General features: G+C 58.9%; 27 protein-coding genes. 18 read left to right on the plus strand and 9 right to left on the minus strand.

The features are described from left to right. Positions 1 to 159 precede the first annotated feature (159 nt). The gene (locus ACIQUH_RS17845) at positions 160 to 1,407 is read left to right on the plus strand and encodes a cytochrome-c peroxidase (protein ID WP_400817419.1); all 1,248 of its coding nucleotides are present in this window, start codon (positions 160 to 162) and stop codon (positions 1,405 to 1,407) included. Here ACIQUH_RS17845 and leuB read toward each other — a convergent pair. From leuB to ACIQUH_RS17860, 3 genes are all read right to left on the minus strand, one after another. Continuing rightward, a complete protein-coding gene (gene leuB / locus ACIQUH_RS17850) occupies positions 1,388 to 2,500 on the minus strand; it encodes a 3-isopropylmalate dehydrogenase (protein ID WP_400817422.1) in 1,113 nt (370 codons plus the stop codon). The genes ACIQUH_RS17845 and leuB overlap by 20 nt on opposite strands. 220 nt (positions 2,501 to 2,720) lie before the next feature. Beyond that, complete coding sequence (leuD, locus tag ACIQUH_RS17855; RefSeq protein WP_065114390.1) at positions 2,721 to 3,326, minus strand: 3-isopropylmalate dehydratase small subunit; 606 nt, start codon at positions 3,324 to 3,326, stop codon at positions 2,721 to 2,723. A gap of 165 nt (positions 3,327 to 3,491) precedes the next feature. Then, positions 3,492 to 3,722: a hypothetical protein gene (locus ACIQUH_RS17860; protein ID WP_269828549.1), complete on the minus strand. Its 231-nt coding sequence runs from the start codon at positions 3,720 to 3,722 to the stop codon at positions 3,492 to 3,494. Between the two features lie 110 nt (positions 3,723 to 3,832). On the opposite strand from ACIQUH_RS17860, the gene ACIQUH_RS17865 reads away from it, so the two are divergent. Next, positions 3,833 to 4,744 (plus strand): HpcH/HpaI aldolase/citrate lyase family protein, encoded by a 912-nt coding sequence (locus ACIQUH_RS17865; protein ID WP_400817519.1) that lies wholly within the window; start codon positions 3,833 to 3,835, stop codon positions 4,742 to 4,744. Then, positions 4,741 to 4,947 carry a DUF1737 domain-containing protein gene (locus tag ACIQUH_RS17870; RefSeq protein ID WP_400817425.1) on the plus strand — a complete coding sequence of 69 codons (207 nt, stop codon included), beginning with the start codon at positions 4,741 to 4,743 and terminating at the stop codon, positions 4,945 to 4,947. Before ACIQUH_RS17865 ends, ACIQUH_RS17870 begins: the two co-directional genes overlap by 4 nt. Before the next feature lie 19 nt (positions 4,948 to 4,966). Here the strand turns inward: ACIQUH_RS17870 and ACIQUH_RS17875 are convergent, their stop codons facing one another. Further along, positions 4,967 to 5,407 (minus strand): metallopeptidase family protein, encoded by a 441-nt coding sequence (locus tag ACIQUH_RS17875; protein ID WP_003520258.1) that lies wholly within the window; start codon positions 5,405 to 5,407, stop codon positions 4,967 to 4,969. A 332-nt stretch (positions 5,408 to 5,739) separates the two neighbouring features. Here ACIQUH_RS17875 and rplU point away from each other — a divergent pair, with 332 nt between their 5' ends. The 14 genes from rplU (at position 5,740) to ACIQUH_RS17945 (ending at position 17,961) form a co-directional block, all read left to right on the plus strand. Further along, positions 5,740 to 6,054 (plus strand): 50S ribosomal protein L21, encoded by a 315-nt coding sequence (rplU, locus tag ACIQUH_RS17880; RefSeq protein WP_003492690.1) that lies wholly within the window; start codon positions 5,740 to 5,742, stop codon positions 6,052 to 6,054. 40 nt (positions 6,055 to 6,094) lie between these two features. Then, entirely contained in the window at positions 6,095 to 6,364 is a 270-nt protein-coding gene (rpmA, locus tag ACIQUH_RS17885) for a 50S ribosomal protein L27 (protein ID WP_003492686.1), read from the plus strand. Positions 6,365 to 6,495: 131 nt separating this feature from the next. Continuing rightward, positions 6,496 to 7,128, plus strand: a complete 633-nt coding sequence (locus ACIQUH_RS17890) for a GNAT family N-acetyltransferase (protein ID WP_003505256.1) — start codon at positions 6,496 to 6,498, stop codon at positions 7,126 to 7,128. After that, positions 7,125 to 7,715, plus strand: a complete 591-nt coding sequence (locus ACIQUH_RS17895) for a GNAT family N-acetyltransferase (RefSeq protein ID WP_400817429.1) — start codon at positions 7,125 to 7,127, stop codon at positions 7,713 to 7,715. Before ACIQUH_RS17890 ends, ACIQUH_RS17895 begins: the two co-directional genes overlap by 4 nt. Before the next feature lie 219 nt (positions 7,716 to 7,934). Continuing rightward, positions 7,935 to 9,005 carry a GTPase ObgE gene (obgE, locus tag ACIQUH_RS17900; RefSeq protein ID WP_400817431.1) on the plus strand — a complete coding sequence of 357 codons (1,071 nt, stop codon included), beginning with the start codon at positions 7,935 to 7,937 and terminating at the stop codon, positions 9,003 to 9,005. Next, positions 9,002 to 10,171 (plus strand): glutamate 5-kinase, encoded by a 1,170-nt coding sequence (proB, locus tag ACIQUH_RS17905; RefSeq protein WP_400817433.1) that lies wholly within the window; start codon positions 9,002 to 9,004, stop codon positions 10,169 to 10,171. Before obgE ends, proB begins: the two co-directional genes overlap by 4 nt. After that, positions 10,164 to 11,450 (plus strand): glutamate-5-semialdehyde dehydrogenase, encoded by a 1,287-nt coding sequence (locus ACIQUH_RS17910; RefSeq protein ID WP_400817435.1) that lies wholly within the window; start codon positions 10,164 to 10,166, stop codon positions 11,448 to 11,450. The genes proB and ACIQUH_RS17910 overlap by 8 nt, the downstream gene beginning before the upstream one ends. Before the next feature lie 42 nt (positions 11,451 to 11,492). Beyond that, positions 11,493 to 12,077 carry a nicotinate-nucleotide adenylyltransferase gene (locus ACIQUH_RS17915; RefSeq protein ID WP_400817521.1) on the plus strand — a complete coding sequence of 195 codons (585 nt, stop codon included), beginning with the start codon at positions 11,493 to 11,495 and terminating at the stop codon, positions 12,075 to 12,077. 69 nt (positions 12,078 to 12,146) lie between these two features. Next, positions 12,147 to 12,635 (plus strand): ribosome silencing factor, encoded by a 489-nt coding sequence (gene rsfS / locus ACIQUH_RS17920; RefSeq protein WP_400817523.1) that lies wholly within the window; start codon positions 12,147 to 12,149, stop codon positions 12,633 to 12,635. A gap of 159 nt (positions 12,636 to 12,794) precedes the next feature. Next, positions 12,795 to 13,277 carry a 23S rRNA (pseudouridine(1915)-N(3))-methyltransferase RlmH gene (gene rlmH / locus ACIQUH_RS17925; protein ID WP_400817437.1) on the plus strand — a complete coding sequence of 161 codons (483 nt, stop codon included), beginning with the start codon at positions 12,795 to 12,797 and terminating at the stop codon, positions 13,275 to 13,277. Between the two features lie 147 nt (positions 13,278 to 13,424). After that, complete coding sequence (locus ACIQUH_RS17930; protein WP_400817439.1) at positions 13,425 to 14,822, plus strand: murein hydrolase activator EnvC family protein; 1,398 nt, start codon at positions 13,425 to 13,427, stop codon at positions 14,820 to 14,822. Further along, the gene (locus tag ACIQUH_RS17935) at positions 14,812 to 16,140 is read left to right on the plus strand and encodes a S41 family peptidase (RefSeq protein ID WP_400817441.1); all 1,329 of its coding nucleotides are present in this window, start codon (positions 14,812 to 14,814) and stop codon (positions 16,138 to 16,140) included. The genes ACIQUH_RS17930 and ACIQUH_RS17935 overlap by 11 nt, the downstream gene beginning before the upstream one ends. A 62-nt stretch (positions 16,141 to 16,202) precedes the next feature. Beyond that, the gene (locus ACIQUH_RS17940) at positions 16,203 to 17,402 is read left to right on the plus strand and encodes a divergent polysaccharide deacetylase family protein (protein WP_400817444.1); all 1,200 of its coding nucleotides are present in this window, start codon (positions 16,203 to 16,205) and stop codon (positions 17,400 to 17,402) included. Positions 17,403 to 17,448: 46 nt separating this feature from the next. Next, the gene (locus ACIQUH_RS17945; RefSeq protein WP_020811992.1) at positions 17,449 to 17,961 is read left to right on the plus strand and encodes an RNA pyrophosphohydrolase; all 513 of its coding nucleotides are present in this window, start codon (positions 17,449 to 17,451) and stop codon (positions 17,959 to 17,961) included. Positions 17,962 to 18,003: 42 nt separating this feature from the next. Here ACIQUH_RS17945 and bfr read toward each other — a convergent pair whose 3' ends face one another. The 4 genes from bfr to ACIQUH_RS17965 all read right to left on the minus strand — a co-directional run bounded on the left by bfr (position 18,004) and on the right by ACIQUH_RS17965 (position 21,111). Next, on the minus strand, positions 18,004 to 18,489 hold the full coding sequence (gene bfr / locus ACIQUH_RS17950; RefSeq protein WP_400817447.1) for a bacterioferritin: 486 nt from the start codon (positions 18,487 to 18,489) through the stop codon (positions 18,004 to 18,006). Continuing rightward, positions 18,455 to 18,766 (minus strand): bacterioferritin-associated ferredoxin, encoded by a 312-nt coding sequence (locus ACIQUH_RS17955; protein ID WP_279656547.1) that lies wholly within the window; start codon positions 18,764 to 18,766, stop codon positions 18,455 to 18,457. Before ACIQUH_RS17955 ends, bfr begins: the two co-directional genes overlap by 35 nt. Positions 18,767 to 19,033: 267 nt before the next feature. Next, positions 19,034 to 19,759 carry an acetoacetyl-CoA reductase gene (gene phbB, locus ACIQUH_RS17960; RefSeq protein WP_400817449.1) on the minus strand — a complete coding sequence of 242 codons (726 nt, stop codon included), beginning with the start codon at positions 19,757 to 19,759 and terminating at the stop codon, positions 19,034 to 19,036. A 170-nt stretch (positions 19,760 to 19,929) separates the two neighbouring features. After that, positions 19,930 to 21,111: an acetyl-CoA C-acetyltransferase gene (locus ACIQUH_RS17965; protein WP_400817452.1), complete on the minus strand. Its 1,182-nt coding sequence runs from the start codon at positions 21,109 to 21,111 to the stop codon at positions 19,930 to 19,932. Positions 21,112 to 21,354: 243 nt separating this feature from the next. On the opposite strand from ACIQUH_RS17965, the gene phaR reads away from it, so the two are divergent. After that, complete coding sequence (gene phaR / locus ACIQUH_RS17970; RefSeq protein WP_003520279.1) at positions 21,355 to 21,930, plus strand: polyhydroxyalkanoate synthesis repressor PhaR; 576 nt, start codon at positions 21,355 to 21,357, stop codon at positions 21,928 to 21,930. A gap of 48 nt (positions 21,931 to 21,978) precedes the next feature. Here the strand turns inward: phaR and ACIQUH_RS17975 are convergent, their stop codons facing one another. Continuing rightward, positions 21,979 to 23,355, minus strand: a complete 1,377-nt coding sequence (locus ACIQUH_RS17975) for an MFS transporter (RefSeq protein WP_400817454.1) — start codon at positions 23,353 to 23,355, stop codon at positions 21,979 to 21,981. Positions 23,356 to 23,437 lie beyond the last annotated feature (82 nt).

The raw sequence follows: 23,437 nt of genomic DNA on the forward strand, positions 1-23,437 counted from the left end.
CTGGATCACGGGAAAGTGCTATAGATCGTTTTAAAGGGCATGGAAGAGCGGAGTTGTCTCCAAAGATCCATGTCCGGTGAAGCGCGGCGGGATCGAAAGCCGCTTCATATTTTCCGGTCCGAACCTCTCCCGCGCATTTTATATCGAGCGTGCCTATCGATGATGAAACCCGGATTTTTTGTCTCCGCTGCTCTCGCCGCATCCATTCTGCTGGCCCCTTTTGGCGCCGGCGTCGACGCTACGGCTGCCCACGGTGGTGAAGATTATGCGACGCTGGAAAAGCTCGGTGCGGCGCTGTTCGACGATCCCAATCTTTCGATGAACCGTACAATGGCCTGTTCCACCTGCCATATGCAGGCCGCCGGTTTTTCCGATGCGCGGGAGAGCGACAAGGTCGGTCGGGACGTATCGCTCGGTGATGACGGCATTTCGCTGGGCGACCGCAACGCGCCGACTGCAGCTTATGCCCGCTTCACGCCGCCTTTCGGCAGGAATGCGGCGGGAGAGTATGTCGGCGGGCAATTCTGGGATGGCCGGGCCTCCCTGCTCGAGGATCAGGCTGGCGGTCCGCCGCTCAATCCCCTCGAAATGGGCATGCCGGACGAGGCTTCGGTCGTCAAACGGCTCAAAGAAAACCCGGATTATGTTGCAGCCTTCGGCACGCAGTTTGGAAAGGAAGTATTCCAGAGCGATGAAACCGCCTATGCCGCGATGACCAAGGCGCTGGCGAGCTTCGAGCGTTCGGATGAATTTTCCACCTTCGATTCCAGATATGACCGCTTCCTGCGCGGCGAAGAAAAGCTGACCGATCAGGAGGAGCTGGGCCGCGTTCTGATCTCTTCGACGCAGTTCACCAATTGCAATACGTGCCATGAAATCCGTGGCGCCAAGGGTCTGGAAGACGGCCTCTTCACCAACCATAAATATTTCAACATCGGTGTTCCCGCCAACACGGCTGTGAGGGCCGTGAATGGTTCCAAGCCGGGTACGGTTGATCTCGGATTGGCGCAGAATCCCGCCGTGGCCGGCGATGCCGCCCAGCGCGGCAAGTTCAAGGTGCCAACGCTGCGCAATGTCGCTGTGACCGGTCCTTATATGCACAATGGCGTATTCAGGGATTTGCGCACGGTGGTGCTGTTTTATGTGAAATACAAAAGCAAGAAGCCGAGCCGTCAGATCAATCCGGAAACCGGCAAGACGTGGGATGCGCCCGAGGTGCCCGAGAATATTGCCATGACGGAACTGACATCCGCGCCGGCGCTGGATGACAAGCGGGTGGATGCCATTGTGGCATTTCTGAAGACGCTGACTGACCGGCGTTACGAGCATCTTCTGCCAAAAGAGGACGGGCAGACGGCGGTGCCACCTGCCCAGCCCGTGTCAAGCGTTACGCCGAAAGCGCCTTGAATTCGGCGAGAACCGCGTCACCCATCTCAGAGGTGCCGACCTGACGGCAACCATCGGCCATGATGTCGGCGGTGCGGATGCCCTTGTCCAATACGTTGGCGATTGCCGCCTCGAGCTTGGTGGCTTCATCCACCATGTTGAACGAGTAGCGCAGGCACATGGCGAAGGACGCGATCATGGCGATCGGGTTGGCAATGCCCTTGCCGGCGATATCAGGGGCCGAACCGTGCACCGGCTCATACATGGCCTTGCGCTTGCCGGTCTTGGCGTCAGGTGCACCGAGCGAGGCAGACGGCAGCATGCCGAGCGAGCCAGTGAGCATGGCGGCCACGTCGGACAGCATGTCGCCGAAGAGGTTGTCGGTCACGATGACGTCGAACTGCTTGGGCTTGCGCACGAGCTGCATGCCGCCGGCATCCGCCAGCATATGTTCCAGCTGAACGTCTTTGTACTTGGCGGCATGGGTTTCGGTGACAACCTGATTCCACAACACGCCCGACTTCATCACGTTGCGCTTTTCCATCGAGCAGACGCGGTTGTCGCGGGTGCGGGCCAGTTCGAAAGCGACGCTGGCGATACGCTCGATCTCGAAGGTGTCGTAGATCTGTGTGTCGATGCCGCGCTTCTGGCCGTTGCCGAGATCGATGATCTGCTTCGGTTCACCGAAATAAACGCCACCCGTCAGTTCACGGACGATGAGGATATCGAGACCTTCGACCAGTTCCGGCTTCAGCGAGGAAGCGGCAGCGAGCGCCGGGTAGCAGATGGCCGGACGCAGATTGGCGAAAAGTTCGAGATCCTTGCGCAGGCGCAGCAGGCCGGCTTCCGGCCGATGCTCATAGGGAACGCCATCCCATTTCGGACCGCCGACGGCGCCGAACAGGATCGCATCGGCGGCGAGCGCCTTTTCCATGTCCGCATCGGAAATCGCCACGCCATGGGCGTTATAAGCGGAGCCGCCGACGAGGCCTTCCGAAACGGTAAAGCCCGCACCTGTCGCGCTATTCATATAATCGATCAGCTTGCGGACTTCGGTCATGGCTTCAGGGCCGATACCATCACCGGGCAGCAGGAAAAGCGAACGGACTGTCATGAGAACCCTCCTTGGGCGGCGCGCCGGAAAACATCACGAAGGGTTTTCGATGGCGGCGAACGCGGCGTCTAACTCGTTCCGTCCTGCACATGCCTGGTCGTATCGCAGCCGGACGGGATCGAGGGCTTCTTATCTCCGCCTCAAGGGCTTTTCAAGCAAAGCAAAAGCCGATCCGGTACGGTTTGATACGGGATCGGCTTTTTGAAGAGCGGAAATGGGGTCAGGCCCAGGGACGGACTGAGGCGTTCGCCTTTTCAAACGTGTCGATAGCGCCGGAATGTTCCAGCGTCAGGCCGATATCGTCGAGACCGTTCAGCATGCAATGACGCTTGAATTCGTCGATCTCGAAGGTAATCGTGCCGCCGTCGGGACCGCTGATTTCCTGGCGTTCCAAATCGATGGACAGAACGGCGTTCGATCCGCGCGACGCGTCGTCCAGCAGCTTTTCGAGATTCTCGGGGCTGACGACAACAGGCAGGATGCCATTCTTGAAACAGTTATTGTAGAAGATGTCGGCGAAGCTGGTGGAGATCACGCAGCGGATGCCGAAATCGAGCAGTGCCCATGGCGCATGTTCACGCGACGAGCCGCAGCCGAAATTGTCACCGGCAACGAGAATCTGGGCGTTCTGGTAGGCGGGCTTGTTCAGCACAAAATCGGGATTGGGCGAACCGTCTTCGAGATAACGGGATTCGGCGAAAAGACCCTTGCCAAGACCGGTGCGCTTGATGGTCTTCAGATAATCTTTCGGAATGATCATATCGGTGTCGATATTGACGACCGGCATGGGCGCGGCGACGCCCGTCAGCTTGGTGAATTTTTCCATCTGTCGCTTCCCGTGTTTCCCTTGAACAAAATCCGGCACTGACAAAAGCCTGCCGGATGTTCTCTGCCGGGAAATACTGCAAAACTCGGCGCTTTAGAAGCGCAAACCCGCGTTCTTCGGTACGCCTTGTCGGGCGTTGTCGCATCCTGACCGGATTAAACGACCTCAGAGATCGATAATCGTGCCCTTGCCGTCGTTCCAGACGCGCATGTCGCGCTGGTTACGGGGCTTGACCGGAATGGGGGCCGGTTTCAGGCGTGCGGAAAGCAGGCGGACAGCGCTGAGAACCGCGAGCACGCCGATGAAAGCCACCGTAAGCGACGCGGTGAAAAGAGCGACGATCGCCAGAATTGCAATGCCAGATGCGGCGATGAAAAACGAACGTATGCCTTGCATGATCCAAACCTTTCTATCCAGATGAATGTGGGCCTTCTTCTTCCGGCTTGCAAGAGGATTCAGTGGATTGTCGGCTTGCAGATGTCACAAAAGCTTGACACAAGTGCGGCATCGTCAATTTTTCCGAAAATATTTCCGTGAGACCACGTCGTTCCTTGCTGTCAGTTCCGGCCATCAATGTCCGGGCACTCGAAAAAATCGAGGCGCTCGACTGTGATGGCGTGATCCTCGATCTTGAGGATTCGGTTGCGCCCGATATGAAGGGCAAGGCGCGGGACAATCTGGAAAAGCTGTTCTCAGGTCCGTCTTTCGGCGGACGGGAAACCATTATCCGCATCAATCCGCTTTCGACACCGGATGGAAAAGCGGATCTGCAACTCGTGCTTTCCTGCCGGCCGGATGCGGTTTTATTGCCGAAGGTGGAGCAGCCTTCCGATATTCATGAGTTGGCCGATCTTCTGGCCGAAACTGATGTGCCCGAGCACCTGAAAATCTGGGCGATGATCGAAACGCCGTTCGGCGTCCTGAATGCTGCCTCGATTGCCGACGCGGCCCATACGCCGAATGCCCGGCTTGCCGCTTTCGTCATCGGGCTCAACGATCTGCGCAAGGAAACGCGTGTCCCGCGCCTTCCCGGCCGCACCTATCTCGTGCCGTGGATGATGCAGGTGGTTCTTGCCGCACGAGCCTATGGGCTGGATGTCATCGACAGTGTCTCGAATGATTTTCGCGATATCGAGGCTTTTGAAGCTGAATGCGAACAGGCGCGCGCCATGGGCTTCGATGGCAAGATGCTGATCCACCCGGCCCAGATCGAAGCGGCCAACCGGCACTTCGGCCCGGATGAAGCAGCGGTTGCGGAAGCCCGTGAGATCATTGCGGCTTTCGCAAAACCGGAATCTGTGGAATTGAACGTCATCAACATGAACGGTCGCATGATCGAACGGCTGCATGTGGGGCAGGCCGAAAGGCTGGTCGCCATGGCCGATATCATCGCACAAAGAAAGGCAAAAAAGACGTGAAGGTCTATCGTTTCATAACCGGTCCTGATGACGCGAAATTCTGTCACCGGGTCACCGAAGCGCTGAACAAGGGATGGGAACTTGCGGGCTCACCCAGCTATGCCTTCAACGCCGCAAGCGGCGTCATGCATTGCGGTCAGGCCGTGACCAAGGCGGTTGAGGGCAGGGAATATCATCCGGACATGAAGCTCGGCGAGCAATGAGCGGTGGTAGCCGCCCCGATCAGCGATCGGCGGCGGCCTCGTCGGCGCTTTCCTCGATCCGCTCCATGTCGTCATCCGAGAGGCCGAAATGGTGGCCGATTTCATGGATGAGAACATGGGTGATGATATCACCAAGCGTTTCCTCATTCTCGGCCCAATAGTCGAGAATGGGACGGCGATAGAGCGTGATGCGGTTCACCATCTCGCCCGTTTCCATGGTGAAACGTTCGGAGATGCCGCGCCCTTCGAAGAGACCGAGAAGGTCGAAAGGTGTTTCGAGCGCCATGTCCTCGAACACGTCATCGGTTGGAAAATCGGCGATCTCGATGATGAGATCTTTCGTCAATGCGCGAAATTCTTCCGGCAGGTGGCCATATGCCTCGATCGCAAGCGACTCGAAGGCGGAAAGTGTCGGCGCATGGCGGTCCCGCCAATCGTCGGTCTGGTCTATGCGGGCCATTTCTGCTCCTTGTTGGAAGGCCCATATAAACACTTGCGGGGCAAATTTCGAGACCCGTCTGCTTCACCCGCCGAAAAAGCATGAAATTCTTGGCGTTACAGTTACTTTTCAGGCCGTCGTCATCTTGACATAAATGGGCGTCTCGCGTAATCGGCACCCAAATTGATGGCGTAGTGCGCCTTCCGTTTATTCCGCCCCTCAAAAGGCGGCTTCACCGGCAGATATTCAAAGGGACATTTTGTCCCGACGGGTTTCTACCAAATTCCGACTGATAAAAAGACGGCCAGCTTGCTTTGGCGGGCAGAGCCGGAACGAACATGAAAGGATAAAAAATGTTCGCAGTCATCAAGACCGGCGGTAAGCAGTACCGCGTAGCGGCCGACGCCGTGCTGACCATCGAAAAGCTGGAAGCAGAGGCAGGCGCAACTGTAGAATTCACCGAAGTTCTCGTGGTCGGCGAAGGCGCTGATGCCAAGTTCGGTGCACCCTTCGTCAAGGGCGCCATCGTCAAGGCTGAAGTTGTCGAACACAACCGCGGCAAGAAGGTCATCGCCTTCAAGAAGCGTCGTCGTCAGAACTCCAAGCGTTCGCGCGGCCATCGTCAGCATCACACTGTCGTCCGCATCACGGACATCGTTGCTGCCTGATCGGCGCGACACGGGAAACAAGGTTTAAAGGAGAACTCCAATGGCACACAAAAAAGCTGGCGGTTCCTCGCGTAACGGTCGCGATTCTGAATCCAAGCGCCTTGGCGTAAAGAAGTTCGGCGGCGAAGCCGTCATTCCAGGCAACATTATTCTGCGCCAGCGTGGCACGCAGTGGCATCCGGGCGCCAACGTCGGCATCGGCAAGGACCACACGATTTTTGCGCTGACCGCTGGCAATGTAAACTTCCGCACGAAGGCCAATGGCCGCGTGTTCGTATCCGTGGCTCCGAAAGCGGAAGCCGCAGAATAAGCCGGTAAGCGTCATATGCAGCCGGTGTCCCATCGACCCGGCTGAGACGTATCAGGTTCAGTCAAGAAAACAGGGGAGATGGGGCACCACCCAACTCCCCTTTTTCTTTAACCTCATGGAGGGACTGAACCATGCAAGCTGAATTGTTAAGGGTCGACCAATCACGGTCACCCGAGGAACGGCCGAGGCCCGATCGGTCGAGGAGCGATTGCCCCGTTTTACTGTCGCAGAGGCTGGTTTTACGCAAGCCTCACGAAGAAGACATCGACGCCCTTGCCCATCTTGCCAACAATGCCAATATTGCGACCATGGTGTCGCGTATGCCGCACCCGTACACGGCCAAAGACGCCGCGGATTTTGTGCGACGCTCCAAAGCTGGCGAGATTGGCAAGTGCGTCTATGCGATTACCCGCATGGACAATGGCGAATTTCTGGGCTGCTGCGCGCTCGAACCCCAGGAAGACGAAAAGACGCTGGAAATCGGTTACTGGCTGGGGGAACCCTACTGGAACCGGGGTTACATGACCGAAGCGGCGCATGCGCTGATCGACATGGCCTTCCGCACGCGTGAAATCGACCAGATCGATGCCCGCTGCCGGGTGACCAACATCGCCTCGCGCCGCGTCATCCAGAAGTGCGGTTTCCAGTTCCAGGGTTCCGGCATGGTCGGCTCGCTGGCGCTTGGCGGCATGGTGCCGGTCGAATGGTACCGGCTGGACCGCAAGACCTGGGTTTCGCTGAAGAGCTGGGGGGACATGGGATGAGTGCGCTCGAACTGACCCGACGGCGAACTGCCACGACAGTGGCGCCGCCCGGCCCCTGCCCCGTCATTGAGACGCGGCGACTGGTGTTGCGGCCGCAGCGGCTTTCCGATGCCGGCAGCATTGCGGAATCGCTTGGCGATTTCGCCGTGACCAGAATGCTGGCCCGCGTTCCCGCACCCTACCACAAGCAGGATGCGCTGGAATGGCTGGTCCTGCGCACCTCGGGCACCCTGCCCGACTGGGATTTCGCCATCACCAGTGGTGACGATACCCTGATCGGTGTCGTCTCGGTGGAGTTGCGGCATGGCGAGTGGCATCTCGGCTACTGGCTGAACCGCTTCTATTGGGGCAAGGGTTACATGACCGAGGCGGTGGCCGGTGCGGTGGAACGGTTCTTCCGCCGCATGCCGGGGGTGACGCTTCATTCCGGCGTGTTTGCGGATAATCCCGCCTCGCTACGGGTGCAGGAGAAACTCGGCTTCCGGGTGACCGGTTGCCACCAGATCTACGCCACGGCGCGCGCCGCCATGGTGGCGCATATCGATACGGTGATCACGGCTGAGGATTTCATCCCGCCACATCGCTGACATTGAGGAGCATCGGGTTTTCCGAAAACCGCTATACACTTTTCGGCCCGATGCCCTAAACAAGGCCGGTTTACCCCAAACCGGCCTTGTCTCGCACATGGGCTTCCCGCACGATAGTCTTTGACCTCGTGGAGAAGCGCTTGTATTCGAAACGACGATATTTTTGTTCGACGCGGCAGGAAGATTGTTGCGTCCGCAAACCGATAGAACGGCAGTCCGATGAAATTTCTCGATGAAGCAAAAGTCTATATCAAGTCCGGTGATGGCGGCGCGGGTGCCGTGTCCTTCCGGCGCGAAAAATTCATCGAATTCGGCGGTCCTGACGGCGGTGATGGCGGACGCGGCGGCGACGTCTGGGTCGAGGTGGTCAATGGTCTCAACACGCTGATCGACTTCCGCTTCCAGCAGCATTTCAAGGCTTCGATCGGACAGCACGGCATGGGCAAAACCCGCACCGGTGCCAAGGGTTCGGACGTGGTTCTGAGGGTACCGGTCGGCACACAGATATTCGAGGAAGACAACGAAACGCTGATCATGGACCTCACCAAGGAAGGTCAGCGCTTTCGTCTTGCCGCCGGCGGCAATGGCGGTTTCGGCAATGCCTACTTCAAGTCGTCCACCAATCAGGCGCCCACCCATGCCAATCCGGGCCTGGCTGGCGAAGAAAAAACCATCTGGCTGCGGCTTAAGCTGATTGCCGATGCTGGTCTGGTCGGTCTGCCCAATGCCGGCAAATCCACCTTCCTTGCGACGGTGACCCGCGCGCGGCCGAAGATCGCCAATTATCCTTTCACCACCCTGCATCCGAACCTCGGAGTTGCGACCATTGACGGCCGTGAATTTGTGCTGGCCGATATTCCCGGCCTGATCGAAGGTGCGCATGAGGGTGTGGGCATCGGTGACCGTTTCCTCGGCCATGTGGAGCGGACCCGCGTGCTGCTGCACCTCGTTTCCGCGCAGGAGGAAAAGGTCGGCAAGGCTTATAAAACAGTCAAGGCCGAACTGGATGCCTATGGCGGCGGCTTGACCGACAAGCCGGAAATCGTGGCGCTGTCGCAGATCGACGTGCTGGATGAAAAAGAATTGAAAAAGAAGGCGAAGGAGTTGGAAAAGGCCTGCGGCCGTCCTCCGCTCCTGCTATCCGCTGCCGCCCATATCGGTATGACGGAAGCGCTGCGCGCCCTTCGCGATGTCATCGTCTCGGCGAGCAATGGCGGTGAAACCGCCCTGCCCGACCGGTCCATGCCGCATGAGGACAGCGAGGCCGAGGAAGAGGACGACCGTCTATGAGCCTGACGCGCAAGCCGCTGGCGAGCCACCACCGGATCGTCATCAAGATCGGATCGGCGCTTCTGGTGGACCGGAAGACCGGCCTCAAGAAAGACTGGCTGGATGCCATCTGCGAGGATATCGCCGCGCTCAAGAAAAACGGCGCGGATGTCCAGGTCGTCTCTTCGGGCGCCATCGCGCTTGGCCGCACCGTGCTCGGCCTGCCTTCCGGCGCATTGAAGCTGGAGGAAAGCCAGGCGGCGGCGGCTGTCGGCCAGATCGTGCTGGCGCGGGCATGGTCGGAAAGCCTGTCACGGCATGAGATCGTCGCCGGCCAGATTCTGCTGACGCTCTCCGACACTGAGGAGCGCCGCCGTTATCTCAATGCGCGCGCCACCATCAACCAGCTGCTGAAGATCGGCGCTATCCCGATCATCAATGAAAATGATACCGTGGCGACCACCGAAATTCGCTATGGCGACAATGACCGTCTGGCGGCACGTGTGGCGACCATGACGGGTGCCGATCTTCTGGTGCTGTTGTCGGATATTGACGGGCTCTACACCGCCCCGCCGCATCTCGATCCCGATGCGAAATTCCTTGAGACGATCGCCGATATTACGCCCGAAATCGAGGCCATGGCAGGCGGTGCGGCATCCGAGCTTTCTCGCGGCGGCATGCGTACCAAGATCGACGCGGGCAAGATCGCGACCGCTGCCGGCTGCGGCATGATCATCGCCTCCGGCAAGACGCTTAATCCCTTGAAGGCTATTGAAAACGGCGCGCGCTCCTCATGGTTCGCCCCATCGGGAACGCCGGTGACGGCGCGCAAGACCTGGATTGCCGGGCAATTGCAGCCGGCCGGCGAAATCCATGTGGATGCAGGGGCCGAAAAGGCGCTTTATGCCGGAAAAAGCCTGCTTCCCGCAGGCGTGCGGCAGGTGAAGGGCAATTTCGGGCGCGGCGACGCCATCGCCATTATCGGCGCCGAAGGCCGTGAGGTCGCGCGCGGTCTTGCGGGTTACGATGCCGAAGAGGCGCGTCTTATCATCGGTCACAAGTCCAACGAGATCGAGGCGATCCTCGGTTATGTCGGGCGGGCGGCGATGATCCATCGTGACGATCTTGTCATGACGGGCGCTGCCGTCAAAGTTAAGAATGCAAAGAAGGATGAGGTCCATGCCTGAACAGGCCGTGAAGCAGAGCCATGATATTGACGCGCTGATGTTGACCATCGGCGCTCAGGCGAAAGCTGCTTCGCGACCGTTGTCGATTGCCGGTACGGACCAGAAGAACCGTGCGCTGCTTGCCATGGCCTCCGCCATCGAAGCCTCGAAGGATGCGATCCTCGCCGCCAACCGCAAGGATCTCGTCGCTGCGGAAAGCGCCGGCCTTGCCGCTTCGTTTGTGGACAGGCTGACGCTCAACGATGCGCGCATCGCCGGCATTGCCGAAGGCATCCGCTCGGTTGCCGCGTTGCCCGATCCGGTCGGTGAAGTCATTGCGGCCTGGGATCGCCCGAATGGGCTGAAGATCGAGCGCGTACGTACACCGCTCGGCGTTATCGGTGTGATCTACGAAAGCCGCCCGAATGTGACGGCGGATGCCGGTGCGCTGTGCCTCAAGGCGGGCAATGCCGTGATCCTGCGCGGCGGCTCGGATTCGCAACATTCATCGCGTGCTATCCATGCCTGCCTCGTGGCGGGCCTGAAGATTGCCGGGCTCCCTGAGCATGCCATTCAGCTCGTGCCGGTGACCGATCGTGCCGCCGTCGGTGCGCTTCTCAGCGGTTTGAACGGCACGGTGGACGTTATCGTGCCGCGCGGTGGCAAAAGCCTGGTGGCGCGGGTGCAGTCGGAAGCCCGCGTGCCGGTCTTCGCGCATCTCGAGGGCATCTGCCATATCTATGTCGACAAATCTGCCGATCTCGACATGGCAAAACGTATCGTCGTCAATGCCAAGATGCGCCGCACCGGCATTTGCGGGGCGGCCGAGACATTGCTGGTGGATGCCGCTGCCGTTTCCACGCATCTCACGCCGCTCGTCAAGGCCTTGATCGAAGCCGGCTGCGAAGTGCGCGGTTCGCAGGCGGTTCGCGATGTGGTGGCGGATCTGGTGTCGGCAACGGAGGAGGACTGGCGCACCGAATATCTCGATGCGATCATTTCGGTCGCCGTTGTGGATGGCATTTCCGGTGCGATCGATCATATCGGCACCTATTCGTCCAACCACACAGAGGCGGTGATTGCCGAGGACCCTGATGTGGTCGAACGGTTCTTCAACGAACTCGATTCGGCCATTCTGCTGCACAATGCCTCGACGCAGTTCGCGGATGGCGGCGAATTCGGCATGGGTGCTGAAATCGGCATCGCCACCGGCAAGATGCATGCACGCGGTCCCGTCGGCGTCGAGCAACTCACCTCGTTCAAATACCGTGTGCATGGCACCGGCCAGACACGGACGTGATATTTGCCGGCCGATAAGCGCCTCGACAGACGTTATCTCACCATGCCGCATGTGGAGCGCGGCATGGTCGTCGGGCTTTTCGGCGGCTCCTTCAATCCGCCGCATGCCGGCCATGCGCTGGTGGCGGAAATTGCGCTGCGCAGGCTGGGTCTCGATCAGCTCTGGTGGATCGTCACTCCGGGCAATCCGCTGAAAAGCCGTTCGGAACTGGCGTCCCTCGAAGACCGCATTGCTGCTTGCGAAAAGCTTGTTCATGATCCCCGCATCAAGGTCACAGCCTTCGAAAAATCGCTGGGCATGAGCTATACGGCCAATACGCTTGCCAAGGTGAAGGCGAAGAATCCGCATGTTCGCTTCGTCTGGATCATGGGCGCCGACAATCTGAAGAGTTTTCACCGTTGGCAGAAATGGCGCAGCATCGCTGAGACTTTCCCAATCGCGGTGATCGATCGACCCGGCTCGACTTTGTCCTACCTCTCCTCCACCATGGCGCAGGCTTTCAGCCAGGCGCGGATAGATGAGGACGATGCGGGCGTTTTGTGGAAAAAACGCGCTCCCGCCTGGGTTTTCATTCATGGGCCGCGTTCGACACTCAGCTCCACGGCACTGCGAAACGGTCGCAAATGACGCCTTCGATCACAAATGATGTATGGGCAGGGTGTCAAAGGCTCCATATCTTGAAAAGTTAATGTTTTGATGCCACCTTTATTGTGTGACGCAGAGAATCGCGTCGCGCAGTGCCTGTTTTGTCATTCTTGGAAAGGAAAACCTCTGACAACAGTACACGCCAAGGGAAGAGCGTTCGTTGCTATCCCGAAGGGTCAGGACAGTGGCGCCGATGCCGCCGGCCATGCCCTCGAAACCGTCCTCGCGAGCCTCGAGGACTCCAAGGCTGAAGATATCGTCTCTCTCAACATTGCCGGAAAATCGGCGCTTGCGGACTACATGGTCGTGGTCTCCGGGCGGTCGAACAGGCATGTCTCGGCGATTTGCGAGCATCTCCTGAAAGATATGAAGGATGAAGGGTTCGGAAACGCCCGCGTTGAAGGTCTTGAGGCCGGAGACTGGGTGGTTATCGATGCCGGCGATATCATCGTTCATGTGTTCCGTCCGGAAATCCGCGCCTTCTATAACATTGAAAAAATGTGGGCGACGCCGGATATGCCGGAAGAGACGCTGCATTGATGCGGTGAGCCTTTGAGCGAGTGCATCGCTTTTGCCGAAGATCATATATGACTTCGGAAACGGTGCCTCTGGCCGGAAATCAGACCGGCCGCATAGGAATCCGCAGGCTATGCTGTTAAGAGCGTGACCCTGTTGGGTCACGACGAATGCAGGTTTGCGATGCGGATTTCAATTTTTGCGGTGGGACGGCTGAAATCCGGCCCTGAAAAGGATCTTGCGGCCCGTTATATCGAGCGCCTGGCAAAGACCGGCCCGGCGATCGGGCTGGAGTTTTCACGGGTGATCGAGGTTGCCGAAAGCCGCGCTTCCAATGCGGAGACCCGCAAGCGCGAAGAAGCCGCGATGCTGGAAAAACATCTGGCTGACGGAGCTGCCCTCGTCCTGCTGGACGAGCGCGGAAAAGCGCTCGATAGTCCTGCCTTCGCTTCATTTTTTGGCGATCTGCGTGATAGCGGCAAGCGCGATCTCATAATTGCCATAGGCGGAGCCGACGGGCTCGACCCCACGCTCTATGACAAGGCGACGGCCGTTCTCAATCTCGGCAAGCTGACATGGCCGCATCAGATCGTTCGTATCCTGATTGCCGAACAGCTCTACCGTGCCGTCACAATCCTTTCCGGCCATCCCTATCATCGCGTTTGAACGGGCTTCGATTCGGAGAAATGTCTCAATTTTAACATGAAGCTCCGCGACACCGCTGGCAGCGGGCGGCCTTTCTCAGGCCTCTTGGAAGATCGCGGCAAAATCCCTAATATCGACGCTCCTGCTTCGGCATCAAAGAAAGTTCACATGGACAACAGGCCTCAACGAAAACGGCACGCTGCCCTTGCGGGCGCGGTTATTGCTGCTTTCGTCCTGGGGATCGGTCCGACCTATTCGCGGGACGATGCGGGTGCCGTTCCGGCCGCAGGCGATGATTCCTCTCCGGATGCGCTGCAGACGCTGGAGAAGCGCCGCGACCAGAACCGGCAGGATCTGGAGGAACTGGTCGACAGCATCGGTCTTTCGGAAGACAAGACAAGGACGCTTGAGGAGAGCATCGCCTCCCTCAATCAGGACAGCGCCCGCATCCGGGAGGAGCTGATCGCATCCGCTGCCCGGCGCAAGGCGCTGGAAACCAAGATCAGCGATGGTGAGGATCGCCTCGCCAAGCTTTCGGTGCGCGAGGATGGCGTCAAGGCGTCGCTGCGGGAAAGACGCGGGGTGCTGGCGGAAGTTCTGGCGGCGTTGCAGCGCATGGGCCGAAATCCGCCCCCCGCCCTTCTCGTCTCGCCGGAGGATGCGCTTGCGTCCGTGCGAAGCGCCATTCTTCTCGGCGCCGTCGTGCCCGGCATTCGCGGTGAAACCGACAAGCTGGTCGCCGCTCTCAAAGAATTGACCGATCTGAGGCAGGCAATCGCTCGCGAAAAGGACGATCTTACGGGTATGATGACGGCAAGTCTGGAAGAGGAAAAACGCCTCGACCTGCTGATTGCCGAAAATGACCGCAAGAACACCCAGACGGCGGCGGAGCTGGAGGCGGAACGCAAGCGATCTGAAGAGCTTGCGAGCAAGGCGACGAGCCTTGAGGGGCTGGTCAGTTCGCTTGAAGGCGAGATTACCTCGGTGCGGGAGGCGATGGAAAAGGCGCGGGCGGAAGAGCAGCGTCTGGCCCGTCTTTCGGAGGCGGAACGTGAAAAGGAGCGCGCCGCGGCCGAGGCTGGAATGCCCGATAAAAACCGTATTGCGCCCGCATATCCCTTCGCGAGTTTGAAGGGAAAGCTGGAGGTGCCGGTTGCCGGCGAGGTGCTGCGGCGCTTCGGCGATGCGGACGGAACGGGCCACTTTTCCAAGGGAATTGTCGTCGCGAGCGGACCGGAAGCCATCGTGACGGCGCCTGCAGACGGCTTCGTGGTGTTTGCCGGAGATTTTCGCAGTTATGGCCGGATGATCATCCTCAATACGGGTGATGGATATCATGTGGTGATGACGGGCATGGACAATGTGAGGACGCGGCAGGGCATGTTCGTGTTCTCCGGAGAGCCCATCGCCTCCATGGGTGCAAAAAGAGTAGCGAGTGCAGCAGCATTGGCGCTGGAAACCGACAGGCCAACGCTCTACATTGAGTTCAGGAAAGATGGTGTACCGGTTGATTCCCAACCGTGGTGGACCGCAAAAAATACCGGAAGGGCGCACAATGATTCGTAAGGTTTCGCTTCTCCTTATCGGTGGGCTTATGGGCGCCACGGCGATGAGCGTGATTTATTCGGCGAGCATGCCGGCACAGGCGGCCGGGCCTTCGACCTATAAGGAACTGTCGATCTTTGGCGACGTGTTCGAGCGCGTGCGCGCACAATATGTGACGCCGCCGGATGACGAGAAGCTGGTGGAAAACGCCATCAACGGCATGCTGAGCTCGCTCGATCCGCATTCGAGCTTCATGAATGCCAAGGATGCCAATGACATGCGCACCCAGACCAAGGGTGAATTTGGCGGTCTCGGCATCGAAGTGACCATGGAGAACGAGCTCGTCAAGGTCATCACGCCGATCGACGATACACCGGCTTCCCGCGCGGGCATTCTCGCCGGCGACTTCATTTCGGAAATCGACGGTACGCCGGTTCGTGGCCTGAAGCTGGAACAGGCGGTCGAAAAGATGCGCGGCGCGGTGAAGACGCCGATCAAGCTGACGATCATCCGTCAGGGCGCCGACAAGCCGCTCGAATTCACCGTCATGCGTGATGTCATTGCCGTGCGCGCCGTCAAGTCCCGCGTCGAAGGTGACAATGTCGGTTATCTGCGCGTCATCTCCTTTACCGAGAAGACCTATGACGATCTCGAAAAGGCGATCAAGAAGATCAAGGCGGATGTGCCGGCCGACAAGCTGAAGGGTTATGTGCTCGACCTTCGCCTCAACCCGGGCGGTCTGCTCGATCAGGCGATCAATGTCTCCGACGCCTTCCTTGAGCGTGGTGAGGTCGTTTCGACCCGTGGCCGTAACCCCGACGAGACCCGCCGCTTCAACGCGACGGCAGGCGATCTGACCGATGGCAAGCCGGTCATCGTGCTCGTCAATGGCGGTTCGGCTTCGGCTTCGGAAATCGTTGCCGGCGCCCTGCAGGATTTGCGCCGTGCGACCGTGGTCGGCACGCGCTCCTTCGGCAAGGGTTCGGTCCAGACGATCATTCCGCTAGGTGAAGCGGGCGCACTGCGCCTGACCACGGCGCTCTATTACACGCCGTCGGGTAAGTCGATCCAGGGTACGGGCATCGAGCCTGACATCAAGGTGGAACAGCCGTTGCCGCCTGAGTTGCAGGGCAAGGTGACAACCGAAGGTGAATCCGGTCTTTCCGGCCACATCAAGGGCCAGAGCGAAACCGACGAAGGTTCGGGTTCGTCGGCCTATGTTCCGCCGGAAGCCAAGGACGACATCCAGCTCAACTATGCTCTGGACCTGTTGCGCGGCAGCAAGACGGATCCGTCTTTCCCGCCGAACCCGGAAAAGGCTGTGGTCAACAAGCAGTAAGATAATGCGCCGGTCAGCCGGCGCATTCCATCTCTTGCCCAACCGTTTGGACGGATCGTTCATTGCCTTCGGACCTGCGAAAACCGCTTCTGGGTCGTCAGAAAAAAAGCGTCGGTATCAACCGGCGCTTTTCCGTCATTATGGTTCTGTCGGTACTTGCGGTTTTTTCAATCGGCGGCTTGTCCGTCTATACGGCGCTTTCGCCCGGCAATTTGCAGAAGACGGTGACCGGGCCGGATACACAGCCTCAGCTTGCCGAAAAAACACCTGAAATCGCACCGGCGGATGTGACGGCTCCCGGCAATGCCGCCGGTCTCCAGCCACAAAGCGGGCGCTCGGGCGCCAATATCAATCGCGAGACGATGCCAGACGGCAATGTCGTATCGGTTTATTCTCCCCGTCCCCGCGAGGGTGACGGGCCGGTGCTGATGAGCGGCCAGACCTATGGTCAGGATCCGCGCATGGCGACGCGACCCAATGAGGAACTGCTGGAAGAAACCGCATTCGGCGGGTTGCCGGTCATCGGTGCGGACGGCTTGCGGCCGATGGAGCAATATGCGCGGCCCTGGTCCGGCGCACGCGGTACCCGGGTGGCGATTGTGGTCGGCGGGCTGGGTCTCAGCCAGACAGGGTCGCAAAAAGCGATCCGGGAACTGCCGCCGGAGGTGACGCTCGGTTTTGCCGCCAGCGGCAACAGCCTGCAACGCTGGATGCAGGAGGCGCGCCGGCAAGGACATGAAATCCTTCTGCAGATACCGCTTGAGCCTTTTGGTTATCCGGGTACCAATCCCGGCCCGGACACCCTGCTGGCGGGCGATCCCGCCAAGGTCAACATTGATCGTCTGCATCGTTCCATGGCGAAAATCACCAATTATACCGGCATCATGAATTATCTCGGTGGGCGTTTCCTTGCCGAGCAGGCGGCGCTGGAGCCGGTAATGCGGGATATTGGCAAGCGTGGCCTGCTGTTTCTGGATGATGGTTCCTCTGCGCAGTCGCTGAGCGGTGGTATCGCCAAGGCGATTTCCGCCCCACAGGGTTTCGCCGATATTCTGCTCGACGGCGAAGTCACCGAAGCTGCGATTTTACGCAAGCTGGACGAACTGGAGCGAATTGCGCGGCGTAACGGCCAGGCAATCGGCGTTGCGTCGGCTTTCGATGAAAGCGTTGCGGCGATCTCGAAATGGTCGCGCGAGGCTGGTGGGCGCGGCATCGAGATTGTCGGTGTTTCTGCGCTTGTTTCCGGGCAGGCAGGGCAGTAAACCTTCCCTGCGGCCATTTCTGGCGCTCAGACAGTGCGGGTTTCCCATGACAATCAAAGCAGAAGATTTGCCTTACCGTCCCTGTGCGGGAATTATGGTGCTGAACGCCGAGGGCCTTGTCTGGGCCGGCCGGCGTATCAAGGAAGGCAATTCCGAATATGATGGCTCACCGCATTTGTGGCAGATGCCACAGGGCGGCATCGATGACGGCGAGCGGCCTTTGACGGCCGCCATTCGCGAACTCTACGAAGAAACGGGCATGAAAACGGTGAGCCTGCTTGCGGAGGCGAGCGACTGGATTCACTATGACCTTCCACCTGAACTGATCGGTATCGGCCTGAGGGGCAAATATCGCGGACAGGCGCAGCGCTGGTTCGCGTTCCGCTTCGAAGGCGACGAAAGCGAGATTCAGATCGATCCGCCGCCGACCGGGCATACGGCCGAATTCGACGCCTGGGACTGGAAGCCGATGGAAAGCCTGCCGGAACTCATCGTGCCGTTCAAGCGCGCGGTATACGAACAGGTCGTGGCGGAGTTCCAGCACCTTTCCGGCAAATAAAAAAGGCGGCCTTGGCCGCCTTTTCTGTCCTGTCGCCAGTGCTTATTCCGCTTCGTTGGCGGAATCGGCGTTGAGCTGGCCGTATTTTTCCACACCGATCTTGCCGAGCAGTTCGAGCTGGGTTTCGAGAAAGTCGATATGGCCTTCCTCGTCGATCAGCAGTTCTTCGAAAAGCTTCATGGAGACGTAGTCTCCGGCCTCATAACAGATATCACGCGATTTCTTGTAGGAGGTGCGGGCGTCATATTCGCCGGCTAGGTCGGATTCCAGGACTTCCTTGACGTTCTGGCCGATGCGCAGCGGCGCGACGGTCTGAAGGTTGGGATGGCCTTCAAGGAAGATGATGCGTGCGACCAGCTTGTCGGCGTGCTGCATTTCCTCGATGGATTCAGCACGTTCCTTTTTGGCGAGCTTCGTGTAGCCCCAGTCTTCCAGCAAACGATAGTGAAGCCAGTACTGGTTTACCGCACCGAGTTCGAGAAAAAGGGCCTCGTTAAGCCGCTCGATGACTTTTTTGTCGCCTTTCAATGTCCGCTCTCCTGTTGTCTTCATGGAATTGCTTCAAGCGGGACATAAAATCAAAAACATCGGCCTCAGTCGAGTGGCGACGGGCATGATATTCTTCGGTGGTTTTGATGATCAGGTCGACAACGGTGGGGAAACAGCCGCAGCAGCGGCCGCGTTTTTCCATGGCGTGATACACTTTTGCCGGAACAATGAGCTGCCAACAGTCCTCGTCGAGGAGCTCGTTAATGACGTCCCGGATATCGTGATCGGTGATGTAATTGCAGCTGCAAACCAGCATGATGGACTGCCTGTATGACGCAACACGTTGTTTTCGTTCTTAAACCAAAACAGGACAGCAAATGTCAAGAAAAACCTCTCGGCAAGGCGCTCTGGATTTTCTAGACTCATTCTAAACTATACAAAAACTATCGTGTTTTCATTGGTTTAGGCTTCCTGCTTTTCCAGTGTTTTATCTTCAAGTTTTTGTGCGCAGCAAAAATATCGAAGGCGACATCACGAAAAGTTTACTGAGCTCAGGCGACCAAGAGGGCAGGGATGGGCGGCGTCAGGCGAAATATTGGCCACCATTGGCCGTCATGGTCGAGCCGGTGATGAAACCGGCCTCATCGGAAACCAGAAACAGAACGCAGCGCGCGATTTCTTCCGGTTCACCCAATCGTCCGACGGGAATCTGCGGCACGATCCGTTCGGCCAAGACCTTCTCCGGGATCGCTCTTACCATCTCCGTGCCGATATAGCCCGGGCAGATGGCGTTGACGGTGATGTTGCGGCTGGCGCCTTCCTGGGCGAGCGCTTTGGTGAAGCCGATATCGCCGGCTTTAGAGGCGGAATAATTGGCCTGCCCTGCCTGTCCCTTCTGGCCATTGATGGAGGAGATATTGACGATGCGGCCGAAACCGCGATCACGCATGCCCGGCCAGACGGGATGCGTCATGTTGAACACGCCGGTGAGGTTGGTGTCGATCACCTCGCGCCATTGCTGCGGCGACATCTTGTGGAACATCGCGTCGCGGGTGATGCCGGCATTGTTGACGAGCACCTCGACGGGACCGAAGGTCTCTTCCACTTGGGCTATGCCATTGACGCAGGCGTCATAGTCGCGCACGTCCCATTGAAAAGCCGGGATGCCGGTTTCTTTCCGGAATGCTTCCGCCCTGTCTGTCGTGAAGGCGTAATTGACGGCCACCCGGTAGCCGGCCGCCTGGAGGGCGCGGGCGATTGCGGCGCCTATGCCGCTCGTCCCGCCGGAAATCAAAGCAACCCGGCTCATATCGGCCTCCATGACCTGTGATCGAAGCGCCTGCACATGCGAGGATGCTTCTCTGTCTTGCAGAACTTGTTTGTCGTGCTCACCGGCCACAGAAATGCGGCCAATGGGAGGCCGCTTCTACCCTATTGCGCACCGAACCGGAATTGCTTTTTGGCAAGTTGCGTAGCGGTTCAGAGTGCTTCGATGCACATGGCGACACCCATGCCGCCGCCGATGCAGAGCGTTGCGAGACCCTTCGACACGTTGCGGCGGCGCATCTCGAAAATGAGGGTGTTGAGGACGCGCGCGCCGGAGGCGCCGATCGGATGGCCGATGGCAATCGCCCCGCCATTGACGTTGACGATATCAGGATCGAGGCCAAGTTCGCGCACAACCGCGCAGGACTGGGCTGCGAAGGCTTCATTGGCTTCCACAAGCCCGATATCGCCGATCGACCAGCCGGCCTTGGCCAGCGCCTTGCGGGAGGCGGGAATGGGACCGGTGCCCATGATCTGCGGATCGACGCCCGCCGTCGCCCAGGAGGCGATACGGGCGAGCGGCCTGATACCGCGCTTTCCTGCTTCCTGTTCCGACATCAAAAGTGTGGCGGCGGCACCGTCATTCAGCCCGGAGGCGTTGCCGGCCGTGACTGTGCCTTCCTTGTCGAAGGCGGGGCGCAGCTTGGCCATGGTTTCCAGCGAGGCGCCGGCGCGGATATGTTCATCGGTGTCGATGACGATATCGGCCTTGCGGCCTTTTACCGTGAAGGCCACGATCTCGTCGGCGAAACGGCCGGCGCTTTGCGCGGCTTCAGCCTTGTTCTGCGATGCGACGGCAAACTGGTCCTGCTCATCGCGGGAAAGCTGCCATTGGCGGGCGATGTTTTCAGCGGTGATGCCCATGTGATAGCCATAAAAGGCGTCGGTGAGGCCGTCTTTCAGCATGGTGTCGATCATCTTGAAATCGCCCATTTTCACGCCGCCACGCAAATGGGCGCAGTGGGGTGCCATGGACATGGATTCCTGGCCGCCGGCAATGACAATGTTCGCGTCGCCGGTGACGATCTGCTGCATGCCAAGGGCCACGGCGCGCAGGCCGGAGCCGCAGAGTTGATTGAGGCCGAAGGCGGTTGCTTCCTGTGGAATGCCGGCTTTCATGGCAGCTTGCCGCGCCGGGTTCTGCCCCTCGCCTGCCGTCAGGACCTGACCGAGAATGACTTCATCGATTTCGCTCGCCGCCACACCGGCGCGCTCCAGCACGGCACTGATGACGGTCGCACCGAGTTCGTGGGCTGGCGTATTGGCGAAGTGGCCATTGAAAGAGCCGACGGCTGTACGCGCGGCGCTGGCAATCACGATTGAAGGCAGGGTCATCAGTTTTCTCCTCACTTGCGGGCGGAGACTGGCAAAGCTTTCAATACAAGTCAAATGCCGAAAGTTGCTTTAAAAGATGTTGCTAAATCACGCTGAAATCTTGCGGAAAATTGCTGCGCAAAAAACAAACTGTTGCGATGCACAAAACATTTGTCAGAGGGCTTGTTTTGCGCATACACTTTGCGCCGGGAAGAGCAAGAACACCAAAAAACAAGAAAATACCATCATCGCGAGGAGGCGGGCATGGCGAAACACGACGGCGAAACAATCATTAAAAAATACGCCAACCGGCGGCTCTACAATACCGGCACCAGCACCTATGTGACGCTCGATGATCTCGCGCAGATGGTCAAGCGCGGTGAGGACTTCAAGGTTCAGGATGCCAAGTCGTCCGAGGACATCACCCATGCCGTCCTGACGCAGATCATCGTCGAACAGGAGGCCAAAACCGGCAATACGCTGCTGCCGACGGCGTTTCTGCGGCAATTGATCTCCTATTACGGTGACCAGATGCAGATGGTCGTGCCGACATTTCTCGAACATTCGATGAAGACCTTCTCCGACCAGCAGAGCCAGATGCAGGAGCATATGGCCAAGGCTTTCGGCGATGGCTCGCTGGCCCGCAATTTTCAGGCGCCATTGCAGATGATGGAAGAGCAGATCCGCCGCAATACGGAGCTCTTCCGGCAGGCGATGCAGGGTTTCACGCCTTTCGCAATGCCGCAGGCGCCCAAGGAAACCCGTAAGCCGAATGCATCTGAAATCGATGAGCTGAAGGCGCAGTTGCGCGCATTGCAGCAAAAGCTCGACCAGCTTTGATCCTGTCGGGCCGATGCCGGGTTTTGATGAACCGCATCGGCTTCTGCTTCAGCGTGCCAATCTTTCCGGCACGCGCAGCAACAGCAGCAACCCGGATCCCAGAAACACAATGAGTGTCGCCATGCCGATATGGGCAGAGCCGCTTATAGTGGTTGCTATCGAAAAAGACAGGGTCGCCATGAAGCTGGTGGCGCGTCCGGAGAGCGCATAAATGCCGAAATAACGGCCTGCCTCCGCCACGGTGATATTGCGGGCAAGATAAGAGCGCGACGAAGCCTGAACCGGGCCGAAGGCAAGGCCGATCAGCACGCCATACAGCAGATAGGCTTTCTCCGCGCCGGTCGCGAAAATACCGCCATTATCCACCGTCGATAATTGCACCCAGCCGAACAGGGTGGAGCCTTTCTCCGTGGAGACGATGCCAAGCGTGGCGACCAGCAGAAGCACCAGACTGATGAGGATGGTGATGCGCGACCCGAGTTTCTGGTCGACGCGCCCGGCGGCAAAGCAGCCTGCGATGGCGACGACATTGAGCAGGATGCCGAAGAGGCCGATTTCCATCGTCGCCCAGCCGAACATGCCGGCGGCGAAGGCACCGCCCAGAATGAGAACGCCATTGACGCCATCCTGATAGAGCATGCGCGCAATCAGAAACCGCAACAGCATGGGGCGGTAGCGCAGCTCACGCAGCGTTATCTTCAGCTCTCCCAGTCCCGAGCGAATCGCGGCTGTGAAGGGCAAGCCCTTTTCAGCATCGGGAGTGAGAAGAAACATCGGCAGAATGAAGATGAGATACCAGAGCGCTGCGAGTGGGCCGGTTATTCTGGCATCCTCGCCGGTTGCAGGATCGAGGCCGAAAAGCGGCTTGATACCGGCGATGGTCACCCCGGTCTGTGGATTGGCGGCCAGAAGTGTCACCACGGCAATCAGCACCACCATGCCGCCGAGATAACCGAGCCCCCAGGCGAGATTGGAAATGCGTCCGACATTTTGCGGATTGGTCAGCTGCGGCATCATGGAATCGTTGAAGACGATGGAAAATTCCGCCGCGATGGAGGCGAGGATCATGCAGACGATTGGAAGGATGAGCGGCGAACCGGGTGCGGCAAACCAGAGGAAAAAGAGACTTACGATCTTGATGACGGCAAAAAAGGCGATCCACGGCTTGCGCGCGCCGGACTGGTCGGCGATGGAGCCGAGAATGGGGGAGAAGAGGGCGATGATGATCGACGACACTGTCGCCATGTTGCTCCATGTCGCCTGCGCCGAAATGGGATCAGCGGTGAGACGGGCGACGAAATAGGGCCCGAAAACGAAGGTCGTGACGACCGTGAAAAACGGCTGCGCTGCCCAGTCGAACATCACCCAGCCCCAGATGCCGCGTTTGGCAACCACTGTTTCCGCATTTGGGGAAGGGACAGTCATTCATCGTCCTATCGGAAAATCGGGAAATAAAATGCGCGATGCGGGTGCATCCGTCTTGTCTGGCGCCATCCGGGAGACCCGG

The organism is Agrobacterium sp. NPDC090283 (assembly GCF_044769685.1).
GTDB lineage: Bacteria > Pseudomonadota > Alphaproteobacteria > Rhizobiales > Rhizobiaceae > Agrobacterium.

Bases quoted from the DNA above. Each gene is read 5' to 3' on its own strand.
- ACIQUH_RS17915 (WP_400817521.1), top strand. From the start codon at position 11,493: ATGCCGCATGTGGAGCGCGGCATGGTCGTCGGGCTTTTCGGCGGCTCC.
- ACIQUH_RS17890 (WP_003505256.1), top strand. From the start codon at position 6,496: ATGCAAGCTGAATTGTTAAGGGTCGACCAATCACGGTCACCCGAGGAA.
- rpmA (WP_003492686.1), top strand. From the start codon at position 6,095: ATGGCACACAAAAAAGCTGGCGGTTCCTCGCGTAACGGTCGCGATTCT.
- ACIQUH_RS17965 (WP_400817452.1), bottom strand. From the start codon at position 21,111: ATGACCCTGCCTTCAATCGTGATTGCCAGCGCCGCGCGTACAGCCGTC.
- ACIQUH_RS17845 (WP_400817419.1), top strand. From the start codon at position 160: ATGATGAAACCCGGATTTTTTGTCTCCGCTGCTCTCGCCGCATCCATT.
- obgE (WP_400817431.1), top strand. From the start codon at position 7,935: ATGAAATTTCTCGATGAAGCAAAAGTCTATATCAAGTCCGGTGATGGC.
- leuB (WP_400817422.1), bottom strand. From the start codon at position 2,500: ATGACAGTCCGTTCGCTTTTCCTGCTGCCCGGTGATGGTATCGGCCCT.
- rsfS (WP_400817523.1), top strand. From the start codon at position 12,147: ATGCCACCTTTATTGTGTGACGCAGAGAATCGCGTCGCGCAGTGCCTG.
- ACIQUH_RS17955 (WP_279656547.1), bottom strand. From the start codon at position 18,766: ATGCTGGTTTGCAGCTGCAATTACATCACCGATCACGATATCCGGGAC.
- ACIQUH_RS17875 (WP_003520258.1), bottom strand. From the start codon at position 5,407: ATGGCCCGCATAGACCAGACCGACGATTGGCGGGACCGCCATGCGCCG.
- leuD (WP_065114390.1), bottom strand. From the start codon at position 3,326: ATGGAAAAATTCACCAAGCTGACGGGCGTCGCCGCGCCCATGCCGGTC.
- phaR (WP_003520279.1), top strand. From the start codon at position 21,355: ATGGCGAAACACGACGGCGAAACAATCATTAAAAAATACGCCAACCGG.
- ACIQUH_RS17910 (WP_400817435.1), top strand. From the start codon at position 10,164: ATGCCTGAACAGGCCGTGAAGCAGAGCCATGATATTGACGCGCTGATG.
- phbB (WP_400817449.1), bottom strand. From the start codon at position 19,759: ATGAGCCGGGTTGCTTTGATTTCCGGCGGGACGAGCGGCATAGGCGCC.
- ACIQUH_RS17935 (WP_400817441.1), top strand. From the start codon at position 14,812: ATGATTCGTAAGGTTTCGCTTCTCCTTATCGGTGGGCTTATGGGCGCC.
- ACIQUH_RS17945 (WP_020811992.1), top strand. From the start codon at position 17,449: ATGACAATCAAAGCAGAAGATTTGCCTTACCGTCCCTGTGCGGGAATT.
- ACIQUH_RS17895 (WP_400817429.1), top strand. From the start codon at position 7,125: ATGAGTGCGCTCGAACTGACCCGACGGCGAACTGCCACGACAGTGGCG.
- rlmH (WP_400817437.1), top strand. From the start codon at position 12,795: ATGCGGATTTCAATTTTTGCGGTGGGACGGCTGAAATCCGGCCCTGAA.
- ACIQUH_RS17930 (WP_400817439.1), top strand. From the start codon at position 13,425: ATGGACAACAGGCCTCAACGAAAACGGCACGCTGCCCTTGCGGGCGCG.
- ACIQUH_RS17975 (WP_400817454.1), bottom strand. From the start codon at position 23,355: ATGACTGTCCCTTCCCCAAATGCGGAAACAGTGGTTGCCAAACGCGGC.
- ACIQUH_RS17860 (WP_269828549.1), bottom strand. From the start codon at position 3,722: ATGCAAGGCATACGTTCGTTTTTCATCGCCGCATCTGGCATTGCAATT.
- rplU (WP_003492690.1), top strand. From the start codon at position 5,740: ATGTTCGCAGTCATCAAGACCGGCGGTAAGCAGTACCGCGTAGCGGCC.
- proB (WP_400817433.1), top strand. From the start codon at position 9,002: ATGAGCCTGACGCGCAAGCCGCTGGCGAGCCACCACCGGATCGTCATC.